Below are 21,253 nucleotides of genomic sequence, written 5' to 3' on the forward strand. Positions count from 1 at the left end.
CGGCGCTCCCGCGCCGTGACGGCACCGATCAGGAGGCCGCGCCGCCGGCGGCGACCGTCTCCCAGTAGGCGAGGTTGGCGCGGAGGTTCACGATGTCCGCGTGGTCGGCCCCGAGGACCCGGACGGCGTCGCTGACCAGCACCGCGAAGGCGGAGGCTGCGCCGGCTGCGTCACCCGCCCGGCCCAGCCAGTAGGCATGATTGCCACGCACGTTGAGGGTATCCGGGTGATCGGGACCCCGTACCGCGCGCCTCACGGCAAGGAGGTCCTGGAGTACCCCGGCGGCGCCCGCGGCGTCTCCCGCGGCTCCCCGCCAGGCGGCGAGGTAGTTGCACGCGTTGAGCGTGCGGTCGTTGTCGGGACCGAGCACGCGCGCCATGTCGGGATCTCCAAGTCGGCCGCTGACCGGATCATCGACCACATCGCTCCGTTGCTGGCGCTCCGACAGCGGAAGCAGTTCCGCAAGGACACTGTGCTCATCGTGGACGGCACCCTGGTGCCCACCCGCGACCACAAGGTCGCCGAGCAGTCCAAGAACTACCGCTACTCCACGAACCACCAGGTCGTCGTCGACGCCGACACCCGCCTGGTCGTCGTGGTCGGCCGACCGTTGCCGGGCAACCGCCATGACGCTCGGGCCTGGGCCGAATCCGGCGCCAAGGACGCCGTCGGGAAGACTATGACCATCGCAGACGGCGGCTACCGCGGAACAGGGCTGGCGATCCCGCACCGACGGCGCAGCAAGAACGAGGAACTACCGCACTGGAAAGCCGCCCACAACAAGTCCCACAAGCAGGTCCGCGCCCGCGTCGAGCACGTCTTCGCCCGGATGAAGACTTGGAAGATCCTGCGCGACTGCCGCCTGCGAGGCGACGGCGTGCACCACGCGATGCGCGGCATCGCCTGTTTGCACAACCTCTCCCTCACCGGATAGCCCACCGAGCAGGGGAGCGAGGGCGGGATAGTGGGTAGGGCCTGCCTACCGAATGACGTCGCACGTCAACGGTCAATGAAGTTGGCATTCCCACGGCTCGATGTCCGGCTCCCCCGGGGGCAGCTCCCCGGTGCAGTATCGGTAGAGCCAGGCTGCAGCCCGGCGCTCCGCATGCTTCTCGTTGACCGGTTCTCCCTGCTCATCCAGTTCGAGGACGTTGGCGAAGATCGCGACGCAGATCTCCATCTGAGAGGGCGACTCGCGCAACTCCTCCCAGTAGTCGATCCCTTCCAGCATCGGGTGGCCTACTGACCCCCGGGCGAGCCATCCAGCGAAGCGTCGGAGGGCTCCGGAAGCACCATGGCTGAGATGCGAAGGCATGCGAGGAATCTAGCCCCAGCCTTCCCAGGCTGATCGTCGACCTCCCAACGCGAGGGGCGAGGGGGTGGCGCCGATGGTGACGGGACGCCCCTTAGTCGACGGTGATATATGAGGGTCGCGGCGATAGCTGTGAAGGCAAGGAAGTGTTCCGGCTTGCGCTCGTAGCGGCGGTGCAGGCGACGGCAGCCGGACACCCAGGACATGGTCCGCTCCACCACCCAGCGGTGCCGGCCCAGCCGCGGGGACGACTCGATGCCCTTGCGGGCACGGCGGTGCCGGATGCCACGGGAAGCGAGCCATCGCCGCAGGTGCCGGTAGTCGTAGCCCTTGTCACCGTGCAGCTTGCCTGGCCGCCGGCGTCGATGGCCGCGACGCGAGCGGATGGGTGGAATGCCGCAGACCAGCGGGATGAGGGCCTGGCTGTCGTGGAGATTGGCGGCGGAGATGCCGATCGACAGGGGCAGGCCCTGGCGGTCGACGATGAGGTGGATTTTCGATCCCTTCTTGCCGCGGTCGGTCGGATTCGGTCCCGTCAGCTGCCCCCTTTGAGGGCCCGGACGCTGACCGAGTCGATCGCGCACCGCCACCAGTCCAGCTCACCCCGGGCACCGAGTTCATCCAGGACCAGGCGGTGGAGTATGGCCCACACCCTGGCCTCGGTCCACTCGGTGAACCGCCGAAAGGCGGTGACCCCGGACAGGCCGAAGCCTGGCGGGAGTTGATTCCAGGTGCAGCCCGAGGTGGCCACGACGATGATCGCCGCCAGCACCTCGCGGTCCCCGCGCCGACGATGTCCTCCGCCTTGCGGTCGGACCGGCGCCGGCGGCACCACCCGCTGAAACAACGTCCACAGCTCTTCCGGCGCCATCCGCTCGACAAGCGCAGTAGTCATCACCCCAGACTGCCGAAAGATCACACCAACTGAAATGGCGTCTTACGAGTTGGTGCGTGATAGCGGGTGAGGCGTCGTGCCTGGCCGGTGGCATGATCCGTCTGTGGCGATCATGGTCAATCGGGCGGTGCTGGCGCATCGGCTGTTCACGGGGATCTCTCGGCGTCATCTCGCGTGTCTGGTCGAGGTGTTGGCGGTGCCGTGGCAAGCCGGGGTCGAGGGTCGTCGCCATGCTGCACGAGGTGGGGCCAGGAAGCAGGCCGCGGGAGCCGGCGCCCGCCACCAGCTGGTCTTCGTCGACCGGCTGGTGGCCACGCTGATCCATCTGCGGCACGACCTGCCGCACTCGGTACTGGGGCTGCTGTTCGGTGTCGACCGCTCGACCATCACCCGTGCGATCGCAGAGATACGTACGCTCCTGGCCGAGCGGGGGTGCGCGGTCCCCGACCGTCCCGGCCTGCGGTTACGGACTATGGCCGACGTGTTCGCCTACGCTCAGGCCGAAGGCATCGAGCTGCGGCTGGATGCCACCGAGATCCAGGTCCGCCGACCACCGGCCGGCCGCGGCGGACGGCGCGCATTCGTTTCCGGGAAGAAGAAACAGAACACCATGAAGGCCACCGTCATCGCTGACTGGCAGGGCCGCACGTTATGGACCGACACCCTGCGGCCTGGTCGTATGCACGATGCCACGGCCGCCCGAAACGAGGGCATCGCCGTCTGCTTCCAGCACTTCCCCGACGTCGAGGTCCTCCTGGACGATGGCTACCTCGGCCTGAGCCGCGACCACCGCGGGCAAGCGATCACACCGCCCAGAAAACCCCGGCCCGGAGCACTGCCCGGCAGAGTCGAACAGTGGGAATGCGATCGCCACGGACACTCCTCCGACCGCATCACCGTCGAACATGCCCTCGCCGACCACAAACGCTGGAAGCAACTGACGCGCTGGACCCACCGCCGCGACCGCCTGCCCGACACCTACCGCGCCATCGCCAGCCTCGTCTCCGACCGCACCATCAACGCCTGAGAGCAGGCCACGACCAGGCCAAACACGCCTCACCCGCTATCACGCACCAACTCGTTAGGGTGCACACGTGAGCGAAACCTGGGACGACGGCGCGCCCGGCGTCATGAAGCTGCCCTCCGGTCGCCTCGTCCGTGGTCGCGGCCTGCGCCGCCCTCTCCCCACCGGTCCCGAACCGGCCTTCGCCGTCCACCTGCTGGGCAAGCGGCCTCCCCAAGTCCCCTGGGAGGCGCGCTGGCTGCGCTGGCCCGACTTCCGGCTGCCCGCGGACGACCGCGAGACCCGGTCCGTCCTGCGCGAGGCGTGGGAGCGGTCCGCCACCGAACGCGTCGAGCTCGCCTGCGGCGGAGGCCGGGGAAGGACGGGCACGGCGCTGGCCTGCCTGGCGGTCCTGGACGGCGTCCGCACGGAGGACGCGGTGGCGTACGTGCGCCGGCACTACGACAGCCGCGCCGTCGAGACGCCCTGGCAGAAGCGGTACGTACGCCGCTTCGGCCCCGGGGACCGCTGAGGGCCGCCCGCCCCGATTCGCGGCAGGGGGACCGGCGCGTTTCCCTGGAAGTGTCAGACCCGGCACTTCGGCAAGAGGAGGCGTCATGGACATCCCTCCAGAACTCGTCGAGGCGAAGAGAGCCGTGGAATTCGGCCTGCTCGCCCTGCCCGGGGTGAACGCGGTGGGGCTCGGCATGCGCGAGGAGAACGGCGAGCTGTTCGACGAGCTTTCCGTCGTCATCTACGTCGAGGACATGGCGCAGGTGCCGGACGGCCTTCCGGAACGGATCGGCGATGTGGGCGTGTGCATCGTCGAGAGGTCGGTCGAGCCCTGCGGCTTCCCCGACGTCGCCCGCTATCCCGACGTGCGGGGCGGCATCGCGATCAGGAAACCGCACGTGGGGACGGGGACGCTCGGTGCGGTGGTGGTGGACGCGCAGAGCCTGGAGCGGCTCGGCTTGAGCTGCTTCCACGTCACCGGGGACGCCCACGAGGCGTTCCCGCACTCGATCTGGCAGCCCGACAACCCGCCGATCGCCGTAGGAGTCAGCATCGTCAAGGACGACAATCTCGGTGAGGTGGAGCGGGTCGACTTCCCGCAGACCGCCCCCTTGCCGTTCTCCCCGATACTGGCCGGAATGTCCGACGCGGCCCTGATCCACCTCGACGTGGCCGCCGCGGCCGGACGACTCCCGTCCCCGGCGATCGCCGACCAGGGCCCGGGACAGCCCAACCTGGTCGGGGCGGTCACCGCGACGGCGGACCTGAACGCGCCCGGCTGGCTGCCGCACCGCATACGGAAACGCGGATTCGCCACGGGCCCTACCAACGGACTGGCCTACCACCGCTTCCTGACCGTCAACTGGGAGCCGGGCGGCCCCAACGCCTTTCTGATCGACCAGGTCGCGGTACTGGGTGACGGCGTCTTCTGCGATCAGGGCGACTCCGGATCCCTGGTCCTGGAGGAGACGGGGCCGACAGCGGTGGGCCTGCTCTGGGGCCGCAACAAACAGAGTGCATTCGCGCCGGCCGGAAAAACGGGCTACTTCACCGAAATCCGCACCGTCCAGGCACAGTTGGGGTTCTCGACGGTGTGGCCTTAGGCCACGCCCAGTGCCGCATCAGGCAGTGTTCGCCGTGCCGGGTGGTCTGCGGTGGTGGGCACCATGGACGAGGAAATCATTCCCATTCTTCGCGTCGAGGACGCTGCGGCGGCGGTCGAGTGGTACGAGCGGCTGGGTTTCGCCAAGCAGTGGGAGCACCGCTTCGAAACGGGACTTCCCGCGTTCGTCGAGGTCGCCCGGGGCGGAGTGCGGTTGTTCCTGTCGGAGCATGAGGGCGACGCCCATCCGGACACGTTGGTCTACCTCCGCGTTCGTGATGTCGATGCCATCGCTTCCGAGTTCGGTGTGCAGGCGAAGGACGCTCCATGGGCGCGTGAGACCGAGCTCTGCGACCCTGACGGCAACCGGATTCGGATCGGCACGCCGAGGGAATGAACATTCGCCGGGGGTAACGAGTTCTGTCTCGACCTCGACTGAAGGGCCGCGAACGTGACTTCGTCCGGTTCGACAGATCACGACAAGTTCTATGAGACGGACCCGGTGGGGGAGGCCGGCCGCGCGGCCGGTGCGGACGCCTGCGGCGGTGCGTACGCCTGGTGGGGCGTCGGCGGGGCCGTGACGCCGCCCGCGTCGCAGGCGACGCAGAGGAGGGCGATAGGGCGATGAGGTTGTGCGTATGGCCCCTACGGGAAGAGGAAGTTGACGAGAGTGGTGTCGACGAGCTGGGACACCGGCTTGAGCTGAGCGGACGTGGTGCCCACGCGGTTCTGGAAGACCGCGACGAAGCGTCTGCCGGTGGACCTTTCGTCGATGATCGCCGCTTCCGAGCACACGACCGCTCCCGTGTTCAGCGGCCCCTGCCCGACCTTCGAGAACACCATGTCGAAGTTCACCGTGGTGTCCTGGTCGAGCATGGAATGACGATTCAGCACCGCCTGCCGCAGCAAGGCCAGCATGGCTTCGTCGCTGTCCCCGTCGACAAGCGGGGTGTTCTGCGCACCGGCCAGACTCCGGCCGCCCAGAAAGGTGAACAGACGCGCCATCTGCCGGGCGGACGTCGCCTGCGCCACGGGCCCGGTGTCGTTGACGCACGGAATGCGCCGGGGCGTGAATCCGTTGGCGAAGTCACCGGACAGCCACATGCCGTCGGCCGTCTCCGGGCTGCCGGTGGCGCTGTCATCGAAGAACCCCGCCGAGGCCGCGGCCTTGGTGAGATAGCCGAAGCCCAGCCCGTGGATCACCGTGCCGGCGGAAGTGTTGCTGCCGTTGGCGATCGCGTCCGACAGCTCGTCGGAGAACGCGGGAGTGAATTCCACGAAGGAATCTGCTCGCACGTCGAAAACGTCGTCCCAGCGCGGAAGCAGGGTGTTTCCCATGTCCACCCCTCGGAGCTGGGCCACCCGCTGCGCGTCGATGAGCGGATTGAACGTGTCGCGCAGCATGGTGATGACGTCGGCCGGAGGCGGTCGCGCGTCGAAGGAATCCACCAGTTCGTTCGCGGCGCGCAGCAGTTCGTGTGCCGCCCACATGGCGGTGGCCTTCAGCAGGCTCGCCGAGTAGTGGACCTCGAGTTCGAGCTGTCCGGTGAAGAAGTGCGGCTCCTGCTGGTTGAGGGCCACGACGACGACCGGCTCGCTGCCGAGCGCCTGCCCGGACGGGGTCTCCTTCGCGTCGTGGAGCGCCTTGTCCAGACCGGCGTCCCGCTCCAGCAGGTCGTCCTTGAGATCCGGGAACAGCCCCATGGCCGCCTCCTCAGTGGTGGGGACCGTGAGGCCCTCCGTGCGGTCCGTCGTGGGGCCCGCCGTGGGGACCGTCATGTGGACCGTGCGGTCCGTCGTGCGGTCCGCCGTGGGGACCGTCATGCGGGCCGTCGTGCGGGCCGTGCGGCCCGTCATGTGGCCCATCGTGAGGCCCGTGCGGGCCAGGGTGCGGGCCGTCGTGGTGCGGTGATTCCACATTCACCGTGTCCATGTACACGACGCTGCCCTGCGTCCCCGACTCCGGATCCTCGGGATGGTAGGCGACCGTGACCGCCTCCTCGACGACCAGGAGCCTCCGGGCCGCCCCGCTGTCCGGCCCACCGCCCGGAAGGGGCAGCTGCCCCGTGTAGTCGGAGGCGGAGAGGGAGACGTCGTCGACGCGGTCGAGTGGGGACGCGCTGTCCTCCAGGGTGAACCAGGCGACGGCGTCGTCGTCGAGTTCCGGATCGCGCTCCTGGAGGAACGCCGTCGCCCTGGCGGGACGCACGCCCGTGTCGGCCCCGCCGGGCACGGTGTAGTTGGGACCGGACAGCTGGACGAGCAGGGGATCCGTGCCGGCCACGGTGAGGACGCGCTCGGGGAGGACCCTCAGGTTGTCCGTGAGCACGATCTGCGACAGATGGTCACCCGGCAGGGAGTCGGGCTGGAAGCGCGTCAACGCCAGCCGGACGAACGGGAAGTAGGCGCCCCCGGTGTCGAGATCGATGTCGCAGAACCAGCGGCCGGCATCCCGGTCGAACCGCGGCTCGTAGCCGACGGCCGTGACCGTGAAGCCGGCGGTGAAGTCCGAGGGCTCCGGCAAGGGGAGGCCCGCCGCGACCGTCGCGGCGCCGGGGAAGGCGGACGCCGTCGGCGCGCTGACGGGCGCCGAGACGTGGATGGGGTCGCGCCCCATCACGCTGATGAAGGGGTACGAGGACTCCGGCGCGTCGCTCCCCTCGTCCCGGACCAGCACCCCGAGCAACTCGCCCTCGCCGGAGGAGAACCACGGCCGCTCCAGATAGACCCGCAGGCCGCCGAGCCGACGGCGGGTGAGCGTGCCGGGCAGGGAACCGGACGCGTCGAAGGACTGGGTCGGCACGACGTCGATCACCTTGGGCGCCGCCGGCTTGGCGCTGCTGAACACCGTGTGCGTGACGTCGACCGGCTGCTCACCCGGCCGGGACAGCAACTGCTGCTCGGGATGGTCCCCGAAATCGGCCGGGAAGCTGTCGGCGAACGGCGTGGTCGCCACCACGTGGTACCGCACCGTCCGGTGCTTCGTATCGCCGAACTCCTGCTTCTGCAAGGTCGGCGGAATGCTGCTGTCGCCGTCGGCGCGCGCCTGCTCGGCCGCCCGGGTGTTGAAGAACAGCGTGCCGCCGGCCAGGACAAAGGGGAGGGAGGCAGGGTCGTCGGGGACGTCGCTCCCCTCGAGCGGCGGCTTCGGCAGCGTCAGCCCGAAGACCGGCGCCGCACGGTCCTGCGGCGTACCGGGCTCCTCCTGCGCCGGGTCGTCGGTCACCTCGGTCCACTCCGCGAACAGATCGATCCGGTCGGTGCTCGCGGGGTCCACGCCGACCGTTCCCGACAGGTGCTCGGCGGTCTCACCGTGATCACGCCCCGCGAGGTCCGGGATCTCCAGGACGGGCGCCATCAGGGGGTGCTGCACGGCATGGACCAGAGTGAGCTCGTACCAGGGCGTGAGCATCCAGTGACGGCCGCTCCGGGCCGCGTTCATGATGGCGGCGAAGCCGTCGCTGCTGTCGCCCAGCTCGTCGTGGCACCAGCGCAGCATGCCCATGATCCCTTCGTCGACGCGGACCTTGGAGCTGACCCGTACGACGGCCACCGCCGCCTTGGGCAGCGAGACCGTCAGCACGCGGGCGGCCGCGTCGAGAACCGGCGGCCCGGACCCCTCGACGACCCGCAGCCGCAACGACCGGGGCGTGTGCCACTGCGCACCGGCCCACGGCACCTCGAAGGGCTCGTCCCGCTGGTTCTCGGGCAGGCCCGGCAGCCCGTGGAAGACCACGCCCAGCGACAGTGGATCGGGCAGGTACGGCACCTGGATCGACTCCCCGGTGTGCAGCGTGTAACCGCCGGGGTGCCCCGGGGTATCGGGCGCCGCCCGGAAGCCGGGCAGCCCGGGATCGTCGAGACTGCCCGACTCCCGTACGGCGAGCTGGTACACCGCCTGCCGGGTCGTCGAGTTGCCGGAGGCGATCGCGTCGTCGAGCTTGCCGTGGCGTTCGACGCACTCCAGCGACGCCTTCGGAGCCACCAGATGCCGTTCGTCGACGGGCAGGTACGGCGGATGCGTCCCACCGGCGACCAGCGGGGATGCGTTGAAGGCGGCGGCGTACGCGGCGGTGGACTGCCCGTCGTCGCTGCGGATCACCATCCGGTGCGCGCCGGTTCCCTCCAGGAAGGGGGAGCGCGGCAGCAGCAGGGGGGCCGGGACCGGTTCGTGCCGCCGGAAGGTCGTCCCGCCGACGGGCAGCGCCAGATCGTCCTGGTCCATCCGGTCCGTCGCCTGGTCCACGGTGGGGCCGTTGCCCGCCAGGTCGACGGTGCGGACACGGAGTTTGTACTGAGCACCGAAGCGCAGCCGGGGCAGGCTGCCCGGCTTCGGAGCGGTCTCGATCTCCAGTGGCAGCTTCGTGAATGCCTCATTGCGGACGGGCTGCGGTCCCGCCGTCGGGTCCGGTGTACCGGGGCCGCCGTTCGGGTCGTAACCGTCGACCATCACATTGCCCGGCAGGGGAGCCGACAGGGCCCAGCCGTTCCAGGTGACCATGTGCTCGTGCACATGGACGCGGCCGTCGGGCCCGTCCGGCTGCATCAGGCCGGTCTGCACGAAACCCTCGTCCGTGACGGGGGGAACGATGGGCGGAGTGCCCGCCTGCGCGCCGGGCGGGTTGTAGCTCACGATGCGTTCGTTCAAGGACCGCCACTTCCCCCGGTCGTTGACGTCGACCCGGTAGCCCCGCACCAGGTCTTCCGAGGTGAACGTGGTCAGGCCGTCATCGTCCCGCTGCCGGTGCTGGTCGGCGGCGTGCAGGAGATCGGACTGGAGGGCCTGTGCGTGGCCGGTGTGGACGAGGGCGAGGCCGGTGGTCCGTACGGTCGGCGGCGCGGCGGGGGCGGGTGAGCCCTCGGGCGGCGCATCGGCGGCGGCGGACGCGGCGAGCAGCTTCAGGTTCGTACCGTCCGTGTCGGTCTGCTCGATGCGGTACGTGTCGGGCCGTTCGACGCCGTCGTCACTCTCGCTGACGGGCAGCGCGAGCAGCCCGCGGGCGGGCGGACCCAGCGGATCGGATCCGGAGGCGGCGGCGCAGAAGTTTCCGTCCTGGTCCAGGACGTACAACGTGGCCGGCGTGTCCGGGACATTGGCGGAGTCCGGGAGCGCCGACGGGACGGTGGGGACGAGCACCAGGCCCAGCCCCCCATGGGTGCGCGGCAGTTGGTCGACCGGCAGGGCCAGGTCGATGACCAGGCCGAGGCGGCGCAGCAGCGCCGGATGGTCGCCGAGGGCGGAGAGCATCTGGTGGAAGTCGGGCTTGGGCTTATCGGGCCGCGGCGGCGGCTCCGGCAGCTCGCCCGCCCCGGTGGACCCGTCCCGTATCTGCGGATGGAAAGCGAGGAACTGCTCCTGGGCCGAGGAGAGATCCGGCTGTACGTTGCCGGTGGGGTCGTCGGCGGCTCGTGCGTCGGCGTCGTCGAGCTTCTCGGCGACGTTCTGCAGGGTGTCGGGCATGTCCTCGCTCGAGGGGAATCCGGCGAACCCGCTCATGGCCGCGGGGTCCGGCAGCTCGGTCGGCGAGGCGGACGCGATGTCGGCGTAGGCCCGACGGCCCGCTCTGGCCAGGTCCGCCGCCGCATAGGTCACTTTCGCCCGTGGCGCGTAGTCGTCGAAGGCGAAGGAATCCAGCGGGGTGTCCGGGTGGAAGAACCGCTTCCAGAGGTTCGAGTCGGCGGGATTCCCGGCGAGGGTGAGTGGGCCGAACGGCGCACCGGCCGCCGTGCTGCGCCCGGTGCCCTCGTCCACGGTCGCGGTGTCGAGCATGAACCGGGCGTTCGCCAGGAGCGCCGGCCAGTCGAGGAAGTCCTCGAACGGGGCGAGGGTCGCCCCCTGGCCGTCGCCGTCGACGCTCAGCCGGGGCGCCACGAACACCGAGACCAGGGCCTGGGTCCCGTCGGGCGACAGGCCGGCCGGCAGGACGACCCACTGGATGCGCTGTTCGATCGTCACGAGTGGATTCCCCTTCGTCTCGTTCGTCCCGCGCGGATCCCGTGGCGCGCCCGGCTCAGGGGGCGAAGGCCAGGCAGTAGGTGTCCCAGTGGCCCGGCTTCACACAGTCGGCGAAGCTCGGGTCGCCCGAGCCGCCGAAGCGGCGTTGCAGTCCGAGGGAGACGGACTTGCTGAAGAACGCCACCTTCACACTGACCGTGAGGGTGCCCTCGCCGTACACTTCCGTACGGTTGCCGGACTTGACGTACGTGAGCTTCAGATAGAACTCCACGGACACGCTGACCAGACCCAGCACGGACAGATAGCCGCCGCAGCGCAGATACCCGGTGAGCTGCACCGCCTGATCGCTGTACGCGAAGTAGATCCCCGCCATCAGATGGACGCCGCCGCTGGCGACCCCGAGATCGAGCGAGGTGTTGCCGCCGAACTCCAGTGCCCCCTCGATGAGTTGGATACCGGCCGGGCTGACCGTCAGCGAGAAGAACCCGCCGCCGCCGAAGATGCCGACGGTCAGGTTGAACGGGTGGAACCGCTCGGCGACCGAGAAGCGGAAGGTGACCACCTGCCGGTCGTCGAACGGGATCCGCAGCTCCGCGCCGAGTGACACATTGCTCAGGCTGAAGGCGCCGAACTGCACGGCGGGAACGGCGAGGGTGTATCCCGCCTTGATCCCGCTTTGGTCGACGTCCACGTAGGCGCCCTGGCCGAAGCCATCCTTCGGCAGCAGTTCCTTGAGCGTGTTGATGAATTCCAGCGCGCTCTTGAAGCCGACCTGCAGACCGGAGGCGTTGAGGACCGGCCGGCTGCCCGGCTTGGTGACGAACTCGATCCGGCCGAAGTCGACGGTCAGGAGGCCGGCGAAGTCCAGGCCGAAGCCGGTCAGTACGCCGCGTACGGTCGACTGCTGCGCGGCGTCCGGCGTGCAGACGGTGGTGGCCTCCAGCGTGAGGGAGGCGTTCTTCAGGTTGATCGCGGCGAAGTCGGCCCCGGGCACCAACGGGGTCCGGCCCTGATGGAGCGCGGGTGTCCACAAGTAGCGCAGTTCCCGGCCGTTCGCCAGTTCGCGGGCCCGCAGGATCGGCACGGGCAGCAGACCCCTCGCCAGCCGGTCGGCGATGATCTCGTCGGCGTGCGGGCCGGTCAGCTGGGCCAGACCGTTGATTCCGGCGGGAGCGACCGGCTCGAGCAGTTTGAACAGGTCGACCGAGCCGAGCAGTTTGGCGTCGCCGAAGATGTGCTGGAGCTGGTCCACGCTGACAGCGGTCGCGGCACCGGCGAAGTCCTGTGGCAGCAGCCCCGCCTTCGCCGTGATCGCCTGGACCACCGAGGACGGCTGCGCGAGACCGCCGGCCTTCTCCGCGGCGAAGCTCACGGCCAGCGGGTCGACCAGATCGAGGAAGGCGGAGCTGGGACCCGCGGCGGCGAACCCGTTGGCGACGTAATCCCGGCGCAGGGCGACCTGCCGCTCGGCGGGCGAACCGGTGAGCTGCTCCACGGCGTGTACCCGGGCCGTGGCAAGCTGCATCTCCGGCAGTGCGCCCAGCGGATGACCGGACACGGGGGCCATCGTGAAGGTGAGCGACCCGACCGGCATGCTCGTGGCACCGGACTCCACGCCGTCCGGCAGCGGCGTCAGGGCCATGGTCTGGCCCTGGAGCGTGACCCGGCGAAGGTCCTCGGGAGCGGAGCCGTAGATCCCGGCCACGTCCAGGCTGGAGACTTCGTTCAGCGTGAAGAACATCAGCGGCATGGTGAACGTGACGTGGCGCTGCTCGGTGTCGGTGCCGACGACGGTGAAGCGGAACGGCTCACCGGACCCCTCCAGCTTCACCAGGTGGGTGTTGTCGGCGGGGGCGAGCGGTGGAGTGATGGTGTCGGTGATGCGCAGCGCCGCGAACGGCATGCTCTGGCCCACATGGTGATAGTCGACTCCCTCCCCGTACGTCTGCTCGGGCTGGGTGACGGTGATGCGGTCCTCCCTCACCAGGTACGCGACCACCGTGCCGTCCCCTTGGGCCACGAACCTGCGCTTGGCGGTGTTCGTGCGGACCGCCGCGTGGCCCGAGCTCAGGAAGCCGCGTTCGACGACCCGTACGTACTGGTCCCGGCCCAGTTCCGCCTCGTGGTGGTAGCCCTGCAGAGAGATCCCCGGCAGCGGCGCGAAGTCGCCGCTCATCCGGACGCACGCGCCGAGCGGGGTGAGGATGAAGCGTTCGGCGCGCAGCGGCTCACGCTGGAATCCCTCGACCGGCACGCCGTTGAAGATCAGCTCGCCGGCGCTGGTGAGCTTGATGAGGTCCCGCAGGTTGTCGTCACTGATGGGGGAGCTGATGCGCTGCGGAGTGTCCGTGAAGGCGGCGAATGCCTTGAGCAGCCCCTCGGCTCCGTCCTGTCTCGTCAACGCCGCGCGCCACAGCGGTGCGTGCCCGTCCTTGGACACCGGGCCGTGCGCGAAGGACCATCCGCTGTCCCTCTCGGTCCCCAGCAGGAGGCGGGCGGGGAACTCGATCGCGGTGCGCGGCAGTCCGCCGAAGACGGAGATCTCGCCGTCGTCGGGAGGTATGGACACCGGTACGGTGGTGTTCTGCAGGAGTTCCCAGGCCAGCAGCGCCTCCGAGGCGAGGTCGATGCCGTCCTCGCCGTCCGGGAGCAGCAACGCCAGCCTGCTCGGCCCGGCCGAGACCGCCGGGACCGTCGGCGGGAAGGCACCGGGCACGTCCGACTCGCCGACGTGCTGCGGCGGAAGCCCGAAGAGCAGCACCGCCGGTTCGTCCGCGTTCTCGCGCACCAGCCGGGAGCCGTCGCGCTCAAGGTTGATCACCGAAACATGCAGCAGGAGCATGTCCTCGACCCGCAGAATGGTGAACGGATCGGCAGTCATCGCGGCACCGCCTTCCGTCGGCCGCCCGTTCTCCTCAGTGTGGCAAACGGGTGAGGTATATGCACCCTTTGTCGGCTTCGGGGCGGGCTCGGTCCGTGCGGTGCACCCGGGCTCGGTGCGGTCGTTCGCCGGTGAACGACCTAAGGACTGTCCGGCGGATCACTAACGGATCCACAGCCGGATCGCGGCGACAGCGACCGTCCCGTGAAAGACGAACGCTCTCTTGTCGTACCGGGTCGCCACGGCCCGGAAGCCCTTGAGCGCGTTGATCGTCCGCTCAACTTCGTTCCTGCGGGTATAGAGCGCCCGGTCGAAACCAGCGGGGCGACCGCCCCGGCTTCCGCGCCGCTGCCGGTTGGCCCGCTGGTCCCTGCGTTCCGGGATGGTGTACTGGAACTGCCGTCGCCGCAGGTAGCAGCGGTTGCGACGGGAGCTGTACGCCTTATCGCCGCACAGATGGCCAGGGCGAGTGCGCGGGTGCCCGCCCGCCGGGCGTGGGACACGGATACGTTCCAGAACCGGGATCAACTGCGGCGCGTCACCCCACTGTCCGGGCGTGATCAGGATGGACAGTGGCCGGCATCCGCCGTCACTCGCCAGGTGGATCTTGGTGGTAAGCCCGCCGCGTGAGCGGCCCATCGCCTCGTCAGGCCGGTGCTGCACCGGCCGCCTGCGGCGTCCAGGCACCGGTGCCGACCGGTGACGGGCCCCGGCGGCATGCTGGTGGGCACGGCACACCGTGGAATCCACGCTCACAACGCTCCAGTCGATCCGCCCCTCCGCGTCGGCGTCAGCTTGGACAGCCCGAAGGATCCGATCCCATGTGCCATCCGCCGACCAGCGCCGATCTCGTCATCGACGAAGTAGGAGATACGTCGGTGAAAATAGTCAGAGAGTGCCTTAGGTGGCGCAGCGTAACGTTCGTGCCGGGCTTGCCCGTCGCAAGCTCCCACAGGTACGGACCCGAGATAGGGACGCCGGTCTGCTCCGAGATCTCGCGGGCCACGGTGTTCCAGGACGGTGGTTTGCCACCCTCGGGGGCGAGCCCGTCGCGAAGGTGACCTCGCTAGGCCGCAAGTCGCTGAAGAGGACTAGACCAATAGCCCTCCGTTGGGTGCCACGCCCGGCAGGGTTGAGGGTAGCCGTCTGGATAGGCTCTCTACGGGTGTTTATCCAATCTGTTGGGCCAGGGCCCGGTTGACGGCCTTCCCGGTGGGGCTGAGTTCCAGCAGGGATCGTCGGATGCCTGTGGGCAGTCAGGGGCCGGCGCCCTGGGAGGCGAGGTCGGCCAGGATCGGGACGCCCTGGCGCTCGCAGATGCGGATGATGCGGTGGGTGCGGGCAGCGGTCAGGTCGTGAGCCCGGCGCGGCAGCGCGGGTGACAGCCACAGCAGCCGGCCGTCCGGATCGGTGACCACCTGCACGTTCACTCCGTGCCGGCGGTGCTTGTGGGAGTAGTCGGCGCGTGAGGCGCCGACCCGGTCGCACTTGCCCAGGGTGCCGCCCAGCAGGATGAAGTCCGGGTCGGCCTTTCGCCGGACCTTCAGCAGATCCGGGGTGCGCTGGGCGAGCAGGTAGATGACCGTGTTGGTGCAGGCGTGGGCGGTGGATTCGCCCTGCGGTCGCAGGCCAGGCCCCCGGAGCCCCCAACTGGGTGGCCACTCCGCGTGTCTTCAGCCACACCAACACCTCACGGGCAAGGGGACTTGCCGCTAAGGTCTCGTGCGGTGAGCATGGATGAAACCGGACTTGCCAAGGCGGTTGCTGAGGCGCTGGGCGGTCAGCGCACCGCTGCCCTTACGGAACTCACCGAGCGTGTCACCGCGCTGCGCTCCATGACCGAGGATGCGGGAACCACCGAAGTGCTGTTGGCCCCGCTGAAAGGCCGCGCTGCGGAAAAGTGGGAACGAGTTGCCCGGCGGGAGGCTGAGGACTGGGTGTATGTCCGTTCCGACGATGGTGCAACCGTCCTTGCTGTGGACCAGGCGTCCGAAGCCGGAGTCCGCGATCCGGCAGCAGCTGTCGTCTACCCTGAGCTGCACACACGACTGGTCAGCTGGTGGCTCGTCCACGCCTGGCGCAGCGCCGACCTCCTCGCTGACACCCTGGACAACCTGACCCGGTGGCGTATCACTTCCGGCGCGGTCACGGCCCGGGCTCTCATCGAAGAAGCAGGAGCCCTGGTAGACGAGCAGAACGCCATCGCTGAGGCATGGCGGATCGGCAAAGCCGCCGCCAAAGACTCCTTGAAACGTCCCGCCCTTGTCCGCGAGGCGCTTGCTCCTGTCCTGCTGAAGGCCGGGTTTGGCTCAAGGATGAACGGCAGCAACGAACAGCTCCAGGCCACCAACGTCCTGACTCTCGTGAAGAAGCTGACCAAAGCGACGGGCGATGACAGATTCCCGAAGTGGTATGACCTGCTCTCCGACGCCGCGCACCCCGCCTTCGGAGCCAGAATCGCCTTCGCCACACCTCCGCTCGTACACACCTCAAGCGCTGTCACGGTGCGCAGTTACGCCCGATCTCCCATGTCGCTCGCTGACGGAGGATCTGTCCAAGTTCTGGAACCTACCGTCGCCTTCGCAGTTGCCGACTCCCTGATCTCCGCCGGCACCCACATGTTGAACGTTCTCGAAGATGGCCTGGCCATCGTGGACGACTTCGGCCTGACGACATCAGCGGCAACGCTCACCCGCCGTACGTACTGGCGCGCCTTCCACCCCACGCGCGGCAGCCGCGCCTGCCCCTGCGGCCGCGGTAAGTGGTCCACCTGCGGTCACCGCTGGGGAAACCAGATCCCCACGCCCTGCAGCCGTTGATCACAGAGCGGAGCTGAGAACGCCAGACCACCGGCCGTAAGCCTGCCTTACTGCGGCGGAAGTTTGCACCGGTCGCCCTCATGGGTGTGATAGGCATGGCGACCACTCGCCAGACGAACGACAACCTCAACCACGTCGCAGCCGGGACATGATTCATGGCGACTGGTGTTGTTGGCCTGCCACCCGTCTACTCACGTTCTACTGCTCACGGTCGGTCGGGCCAGAAGATCGACGAGGGGAGCCGGACGGAGGGCAGGTGCACCGCCTGGATCGGTCCCAGAGCGGCGGCAGCAGCACGAAGGGCTTCGTCGTAGGCGCCGGAGCCAAGGACCTCAGCAGAGCAGGCAGGACAGTCTCCTGGGCGGCGGGCGTGACCGGCGCGGTGATCCCCGGAGCCTCGGACGTGCGCGAAGGCGTCGTCAGGAAAGTCGGCCCGCACGGCATGCCAGACCCCGACCCGTTCGTCCTCGGGCAGCCCGGCCGCTACCTCCGGCCGTATCGGCGGCAGCAGGCGCCCGCGGTCCTGGACGAGGAACACCCGGTCGGTGAAGTCGACGCCGTCCCCCTCGGGGCGCTCCTGCTCCAGCCACGCACGGGCCTCCTCGCGGGTGCCCGGCCCCACAGGTAATCCGTCGGGAACCGTGTGGTCTCGTAGCGGGTGTCGAACTCCGCCCAGTGAGCGTCATTTGAGCGACTGCCCGGAATGAACGGGATGGCCCGCACCACGACGTACTGGTACTCGTCGCTCTCGTGATCTTCCATGGGGTCGGGGGCGGTGAGCGCGCCGGCGGGTTCCATCCGTGCCTGCCCGGAACCGTTCCAGCTCAGCACGGTGATCTCCCGGTGCAGAGGTGCCGGGTACAGGCGCTCATCGGGGGTGGCCTGCCCCCACAGCTGGTTGATCAGCTCCGCCAGGTCCCGCACCGTTCGGGCCGCCCCGACAGGAGTATCGACATGGTGGCCGGAGGGATGGGCAACGTAGTTACGCAGCTTGGCCAGCGCGTCTTCGACCGCTCGGCTGCGCCGCCCGCGGAGCAGACCCGCCGTACGCGCCCACAGGCGGAGCCCGTGCAGCATCCCGTTGAACTCGATGGCGTGGGTGTCGACGACCAGCTTCGCGCGTTGCCGCATCATCCTGTCTGCGCGCTTCTTGACGTCGTCGTACGACGTGACGGTGTAGGAGACGTCCGGGGCCTGGGGGAGACGGAAGGTGATGGTGCCGGAGCACCACTCCATGAAGCGGTCGCGCAACGCCTGCTCGTAGATCAGGAGCGCCTGGTCGCCGACCATGGTGTACACGTCGTAACACAGCACGCTGTAGGCGAAGACGGTGCGCAGCCGCTCGAAGGAGTTGCGTGTTCCTGCCGCGACGCCCTCCGCCAAGTCGCAGTCGGCGATCTGCCACTGCTGGAACTCCGTGGCGTCTTCGGGCCTCATACGGCCGCCGAGCCCGCAGGGGTTGAACGCCAGCGACAGATCGTCCGCAGCGCGCAGCTCCTCAAGCGGCCGAATCTCCATGTACTTCTCCTCACGATGGGAAACGGATCAGCTTGCACCTCCGGGCCTCTAGGAGCTGTCCGGTCGATCATGCGATCGCGTTATATCGGGGGCCTGGAGCCTGGCCGAACGCTTCCTCGTGGGCTTCGGTTCATGGGTCTGTGGGATGTCTTTTCGGACAGTGAACGGCGGCAGTGGATCTTCGAACCGGCAGGAACGGCCGCTGTGCCAGTCCAGCCTATGGTGGTCAGTGTGGAAAAATCTTCACGATTTGGAATTCGCCATCAGCACCTTGATGCCCGTTGAAGTCAGACGGACATACTCCCTGGGTGTCTTTTGCGTAAAAGATGAGGTGGCACTTCAGGCATTGTTTCCACCCAGTCTCTGACGCGTCGAAAGCGGTTGCCGGCATCGCTTGGGGGACGATGCGTCGCACCGTGTCACCTTCATGCCGATCACGCACGAGTATAGGTCCGAGTAGATCGTCCCCTTCGTGTCGGAGTGGCCTTCCCGAGCAAGCCTGATTGCTGAGGCTGAGAGTCGGAAGGGCGTGCAACCCATTGCACCACTTGCATCGTCGGCAACCGTAGTTCCAGCCGTAATCGGGCGGGAATTGGCCGTAGCCGCTGAGATTGCGATAGATGACGTACGGTGGAAGTGAATGCTCCGCAATGTGTACCCCCTGGACACCAAACCCAGAGCCCTGTAGGAAATTAGCGGCGGCGCAACCTCCAGCATCTAGGGGGGCGCTTGGTTGCTGTGGGTCCACTGTGGTCGGATCATAGGCGCCGTTGAAAAATAGCGTGCGGCATTTCGCGCAGCGATCCCAGCCGTAATCGTATTCATCGAATGCCATAGTCGGCTCCAGCAGATCTATTCGGTCCCTCTCCCCTGGGAGCGCTGTAAGAGGAGACCGGGGAGAAGAGCGCTATTCAGCGCCATGCAGCGCAAAGCGGGGCCGTCTTAAGACGCCTGTGACTTCTGGTGTCCATCGGTGCGTCATCAACTGTGCCCACCGCGCACATGTCCATTATCCCTCGCCTCTCAACGGCCCGCACCCTCTCGACGAGCGGACGGCGCCGTCTGGCTCCTGCCCGACACCCCGGCCCACGACCCCGATCCCCGGCGCCCACCGTTCTCGGCAATGTAACCGCCGTCCTGCACAGCCTCTGACCCAATCTCTCGTCCGGCCGCAATGTGCGCAGCACGGCAAACGTGGATTGTGACCCAATACCCCTGGGACTTGTCCGCCCGATCATGTGCGGAGCCAGATGACGAGGGCTGCGACGGTGGCAGTGCCGAGAAAGACGTGTCTGCGTTTGTCGTAACGGGTGGCCACGGCCCTGGCTTGCTTGAGCCTGTTGATCGCCCGCTCGACGGTGTTGCGCTTCTTGTATCGCTCTTCGTCGAAGCCGGGTGGCCGTCCGCCGCGCGAACCTTTGCGCCGGCGGGCGGCCTGGCTGTCGGTCTTCTCCGGGATGGTGTGCCGGATGCCCCTGCGGCGCAGGTACCGGCGGCACGGGCCGTTGCTGTAGGCCTTGTCCGCGGCGAGGCTGTCGGGCTTGGTGCGGGGCCCGCCCGGCCCGCCGCGGGGGACACGAATCTTCTCCAGGACGGCCTCGAACTGGGTGCAGTCCGCGCGCTGGCCGCCGGTGACGACCAAGGACAGCGGTCGGCAGCACCCGTCGGCGCTCAGGTGGAGCTTGCTGGTGAACCCGCCGCGCGAGCGGCCCAGGCCCTCACCTCCTGCACCACCTCCACCAGGCGGGCGAGCAGGCTCTGCCACGGCGTCTCGGCCTGGTGTTCTGGGACTTCGGCCCCCTTTGAGTCGGGGACGGCGGCGGATCGGTGCGAGCACCGGCCGCATGCTGGTGCGCACGCACGATGGTGGAGTCCACCGCGATGTCCCAGTCGATCTCACCGGCCGCGTCGGCCGCGGACTGGACCTGCTGCAGCAGACACTCCCAGGTGCCGTCGGCCGACCACAGCCGGTGGCGCTCATAGACCGTCTTCCACGGACCGAACCGCTCGGGCAGATCCCGCCACTGCACCCCGGTCCGCACCCGGTGCAGGATCCCGTCGATCACCTGCCGATGATCCCGCCACCGGCCACAACGCCCGTTGCTGACCGGAAGGAACGGCCGCAGCCGTTCCCACTCGCCATCCGTCAAGTCACCCCGCCCCATGCCTGACACAACGAGCCAACAGTCAGACAGTCACATGATCGGGTGGACAAGTCCTAGTTGGCCATCCCTTTCAGGTGACTTCGTGAGAGCGAGGCGAAATGGGGTGGAAGGCTGCGGCACCGACCAGATCCACGCCACTCACATCAGCCGCCAGCCGCGGGCTTCCTCCAGCCGCTCGGCTGGCCGCCCTGTTCCTCGCTGCCCACAGTACGTCCAAGCTCCTCGGGCAGCTCCCGTCGAACCTCCCCGAAGCCTGCCGGGCCGCGTTGCCGGACCTCCTCCAAAAGGGCTTCCTTGCTGAGCTGTCCGAGGACCGTTGCCGGCTCGACCCGACTGTGCGACACCTATCGGGTATGCGCCACCCCACCGAGGATGAACGAGCGGCGACGACGAACCGGAAGAATGACGGTGCAGCAGTGTCGCCGGCAGCGCGGGGATTCGAGTTCAGCGCTGATGCGTGGCTGCAGTGGAAGGCCGCAGCCACGCCTGCTCTCCGCCGGCACGTAGAGGCGGTTGAGTACTGCGCCCTGCGGATCGGGTCGCGGAGGCGTTCATGGTTCCTGCCCGCCCGCAATTCATCCCCAAGAACACGAAGGCCGCCTATGGCAAGTGGAAGGAAGCGCACCCAGACCGTGGTCCGCTGGCGGCAAGGTTCACTGTGGACTTCCGAGCCGAGCACGGCCATGGTCCCTCGTGCAACCAACTGTGCACGGGGCTGGGCTGGAATCTGAGCCGTCAGGTGCGCCTGTTCGTCGTACAGCGCTTGGTGGCCAATGAGTGGCTGACCAACACGGGGCCAGTGCCCTGGACATTGCGTCCGGGCCAGGCCGCTGAGGCCCAAGGCATCCTTCTACCCAAAGCGCGGGGGTCGGTTGCTGGCACCCAGCACCGCCCTGAGTTGATGAAACCTCCACGAGCGTTGGGCGTATGACGATGAACGACAGTCATGGCTCACGGCGAGGGGCTGCCTCCGCCAGACCTGGCCGGAGGCCATGCCAGCTCCCCGACAGCGGGAATTGACCGCAGATTCAATCGCATCAACGAGAGTTGGCCCTCTGGGACGCGCCACGCGCTTCCGAGGAAGGCCCC

General features: G+C 68.5%; 11 protein-coding genes and 4 pseudogenes. 6 read left to right on the forward strand and 9 right to left on the reverse strand.

Annotated features, from left to right (window positions below; genetic code table 11):
• Window positions 1-28 precede the first annotated feature (28 nt).
• Entirely contained in the window at window positions 29-379 is a 351-nt protein-coding gene (locus tag ACIHEJ_RS38865) for a tetratricopeptide repeat protein (protein WP_400142580.1), read from the reverse strand.
• On the opposite strand from ACIHEJ_RS38865, the pseudogene ACIHEJ_RS38870 reads away from it, so the two are divergent.
• Window positions 380-934: pseudogene (locus ACIHEJ_RS38870) on the forward strand (transposase); the annotation flags it as partial.
• A gap of 72 nt (window positions 935-1,006) precedes the next feature.
• On the opposite strand, the gene ACIHEJ_RS38875 reads toward ACIHEJ_RS38870, so the two are convergent.
• Both ACIHEJ_RS38875 and ACIHEJ_RS38880 read right to left on the reverse strand, forming a co-directional pair.
• Window positions 1,007-1,231 (reverse strand): hypothetical protein, encoded by a 225-nt coding sequence (locus ACIHEJ_RS38875; RefSeq protein WP_400142581.1) that lies wholly within the window; start codon window positions 1,229-1,231, stop codon window positions 1,007-1,009.
• 176 nt (window positions 1,232-1,407) lie between these two features.
• Window positions 1,408-2,207 (reverse strand): annotated as a pseudogene (locus ACIHEJ_RS38880) (IS5 family transposase); the annotation flags it as partial.
• Between the two features lie 112 nt (window positions 2,208-2,319).
• Here ACIHEJ_RS38880 and ACIHEJ_RS38885 point away from each other — a divergent pair.
• The 4 genes from ACIHEJ_RS38885 to ACIHEJ_RS38900 all read left to right on the forward strand — a co-directional run bounded on the left by ACIHEJ_RS38885 (window position 2,320) and on the right by ACIHEJ_RS38900 (window position 5,222).
• On the forward strand, window positions 2,320-3,234 hold the full coding sequence (locus ACIHEJ_RS38885; RefSeq protein WP_400142614.1) for a transposase family protein: 915 nt from the start codon (window positions 2,320-2,322) through the stop codon (window positions 3,232-3,234).
• 103 nt (window positions 3,235-3,337) lie between these two features.
• Entirely contained in the window at window positions 3,338-3,742 is a 405-nt protein-coding gene (locus ACIHEJ_RS38890) for a protein-tyrosine phosphatase family protein (RefSeq protein WP_400142615.1), read from the forward strand.
• Window positions 3,743-3,827: 85 nt separating this feature from the next.
• Complete coding sequence (locus ACIHEJ_RS38895) at window positions 3,828-4,826, forward strand: hypothetical protein (RefSeq protein ID WP_400142582.1); 999 nt, start codon at window positions 3,828-3,830, stop codon at window positions 4,824-4,826.
• Between the two features lie 63 nt (window positions 4,827-4,889).
• Window positions 4,890-5,222 (forward strand): glyoxalase superfamily protein, encoded by a 333-nt coding sequence (locus tag ACIHEJ_RS38900; RefSeq protein WP_355792736.1) that lies wholly within the window; start codon window positions 4,890-4,892, stop codon window positions 5,220-5,222.
• Between the two features lie 1,317 nt (window positions 5,223-6,539).
• Here ACIHEJ_RS38900 and ACIHEJ_RS38905 read toward each other — a convergent pair.
• The 4 genes and pseudogenes from ACIHEJ_RS38905 to ACIHEJ_RS38920 all read right to left on the reverse strand — a co-directional run.
• Window positions 6,540-10,781: a hypothetical protein gene (locus ACIHEJ_RS38905; RefSeq protein ID WP_400142583.1), complete on the reverse strand. Its 4,242-nt coding sequence runs from the start codon at window positions 10,779-10,781 to the stop codon at window positions 6,540-6,542.
• Window positions 10,782-10,836: 55 nt separating this feature from the next.
• Entirely contained in the window at window positions 10,837-13,662 is a 2,826-nt protein-coding gene (locus ACIHEJ_RS38910) for a hypothetical protein (protein WP_400142584.1), read from the reverse strand.
• Between the two features lie 162 nt (window positions 13,663-13,824).
• Window positions 13,825-14,514 (reverse strand): annotated as a pseudogene (locus tag ACIHEJ_RS38915) (IS5 family transposase); the annotation flags it as partial.
• Between the two features lie 332 nt (window positions 14,515-14,846).
• Window positions 14,847-15,275 (reverse strand): annotated as a pseudogene (locus tag ACIHEJ_RS38920) (transposase family protein); the annotation flags it as partial.
• Between the two features lie 120 nt (window positions 15,276-15,395).
• Between ACIHEJ_RS38920 and ACIHEJ_RS38925 the strand changes: the two are divergent.
• Window positions 15,396-16,481: a hypothetical protein gene (locus ACIHEJ_RS38925; RefSeq protein ID WP_400142616.1), complete on the forward strand. Its 1,086-nt coding sequence runs from the start codon at window positions 15,396-15,398 to the stop codon at window positions 16,479-16,481.
• Between the two features lie 483 nt (window positions 16,482-16,964).
• On the opposite strand, the gene ACIHEJ_RS38930 is transcribed toward ACIHEJ_RS38925, so the two are convergent.
• Together ACIHEJ_RS38930 and ACIHEJ_RS38935 are read right to left on the reverse strand one after the other, a co-directional pair.
• Complete coding sequence (locus ACIHEJ_RS38930; RefSeq protein WP_400142585.1) at window positions 16,965-17,999, reverse strand: hypothetical protein; 1,035 nt, start codon at window positions 17,997-17,999, stop codon at window positions 16,965-16,967.
• Between the two features lie 1,234 nt (window positions 18,000-19,233).
• Window positions 19,234-20,164 (reverse strand): IS5 family transposase gene (locus tag ACIHEJ_RS38935; RefSeq protein WP_400142586.1). Its coding sequence is split into 2 segments (ribosomal slippage): window positions 19,234-19,818 and window positions 19,820-20,164, totalling 930 coding nucleotides; the frame shifts between segments, so codons are not numbered across the junction.
• Window positions 20,165-21,253 lie beyond the last annotated feature (1,089 nt).

It is taken from the genome of Streptomyces sp. NPDC052301 (assembly GCF_044593395.1).
Lineage (GTDB): Bacteria > Actinomycetota > Actinomycetes > Streptomycetales > Streptomycetaceae > Streptomyces.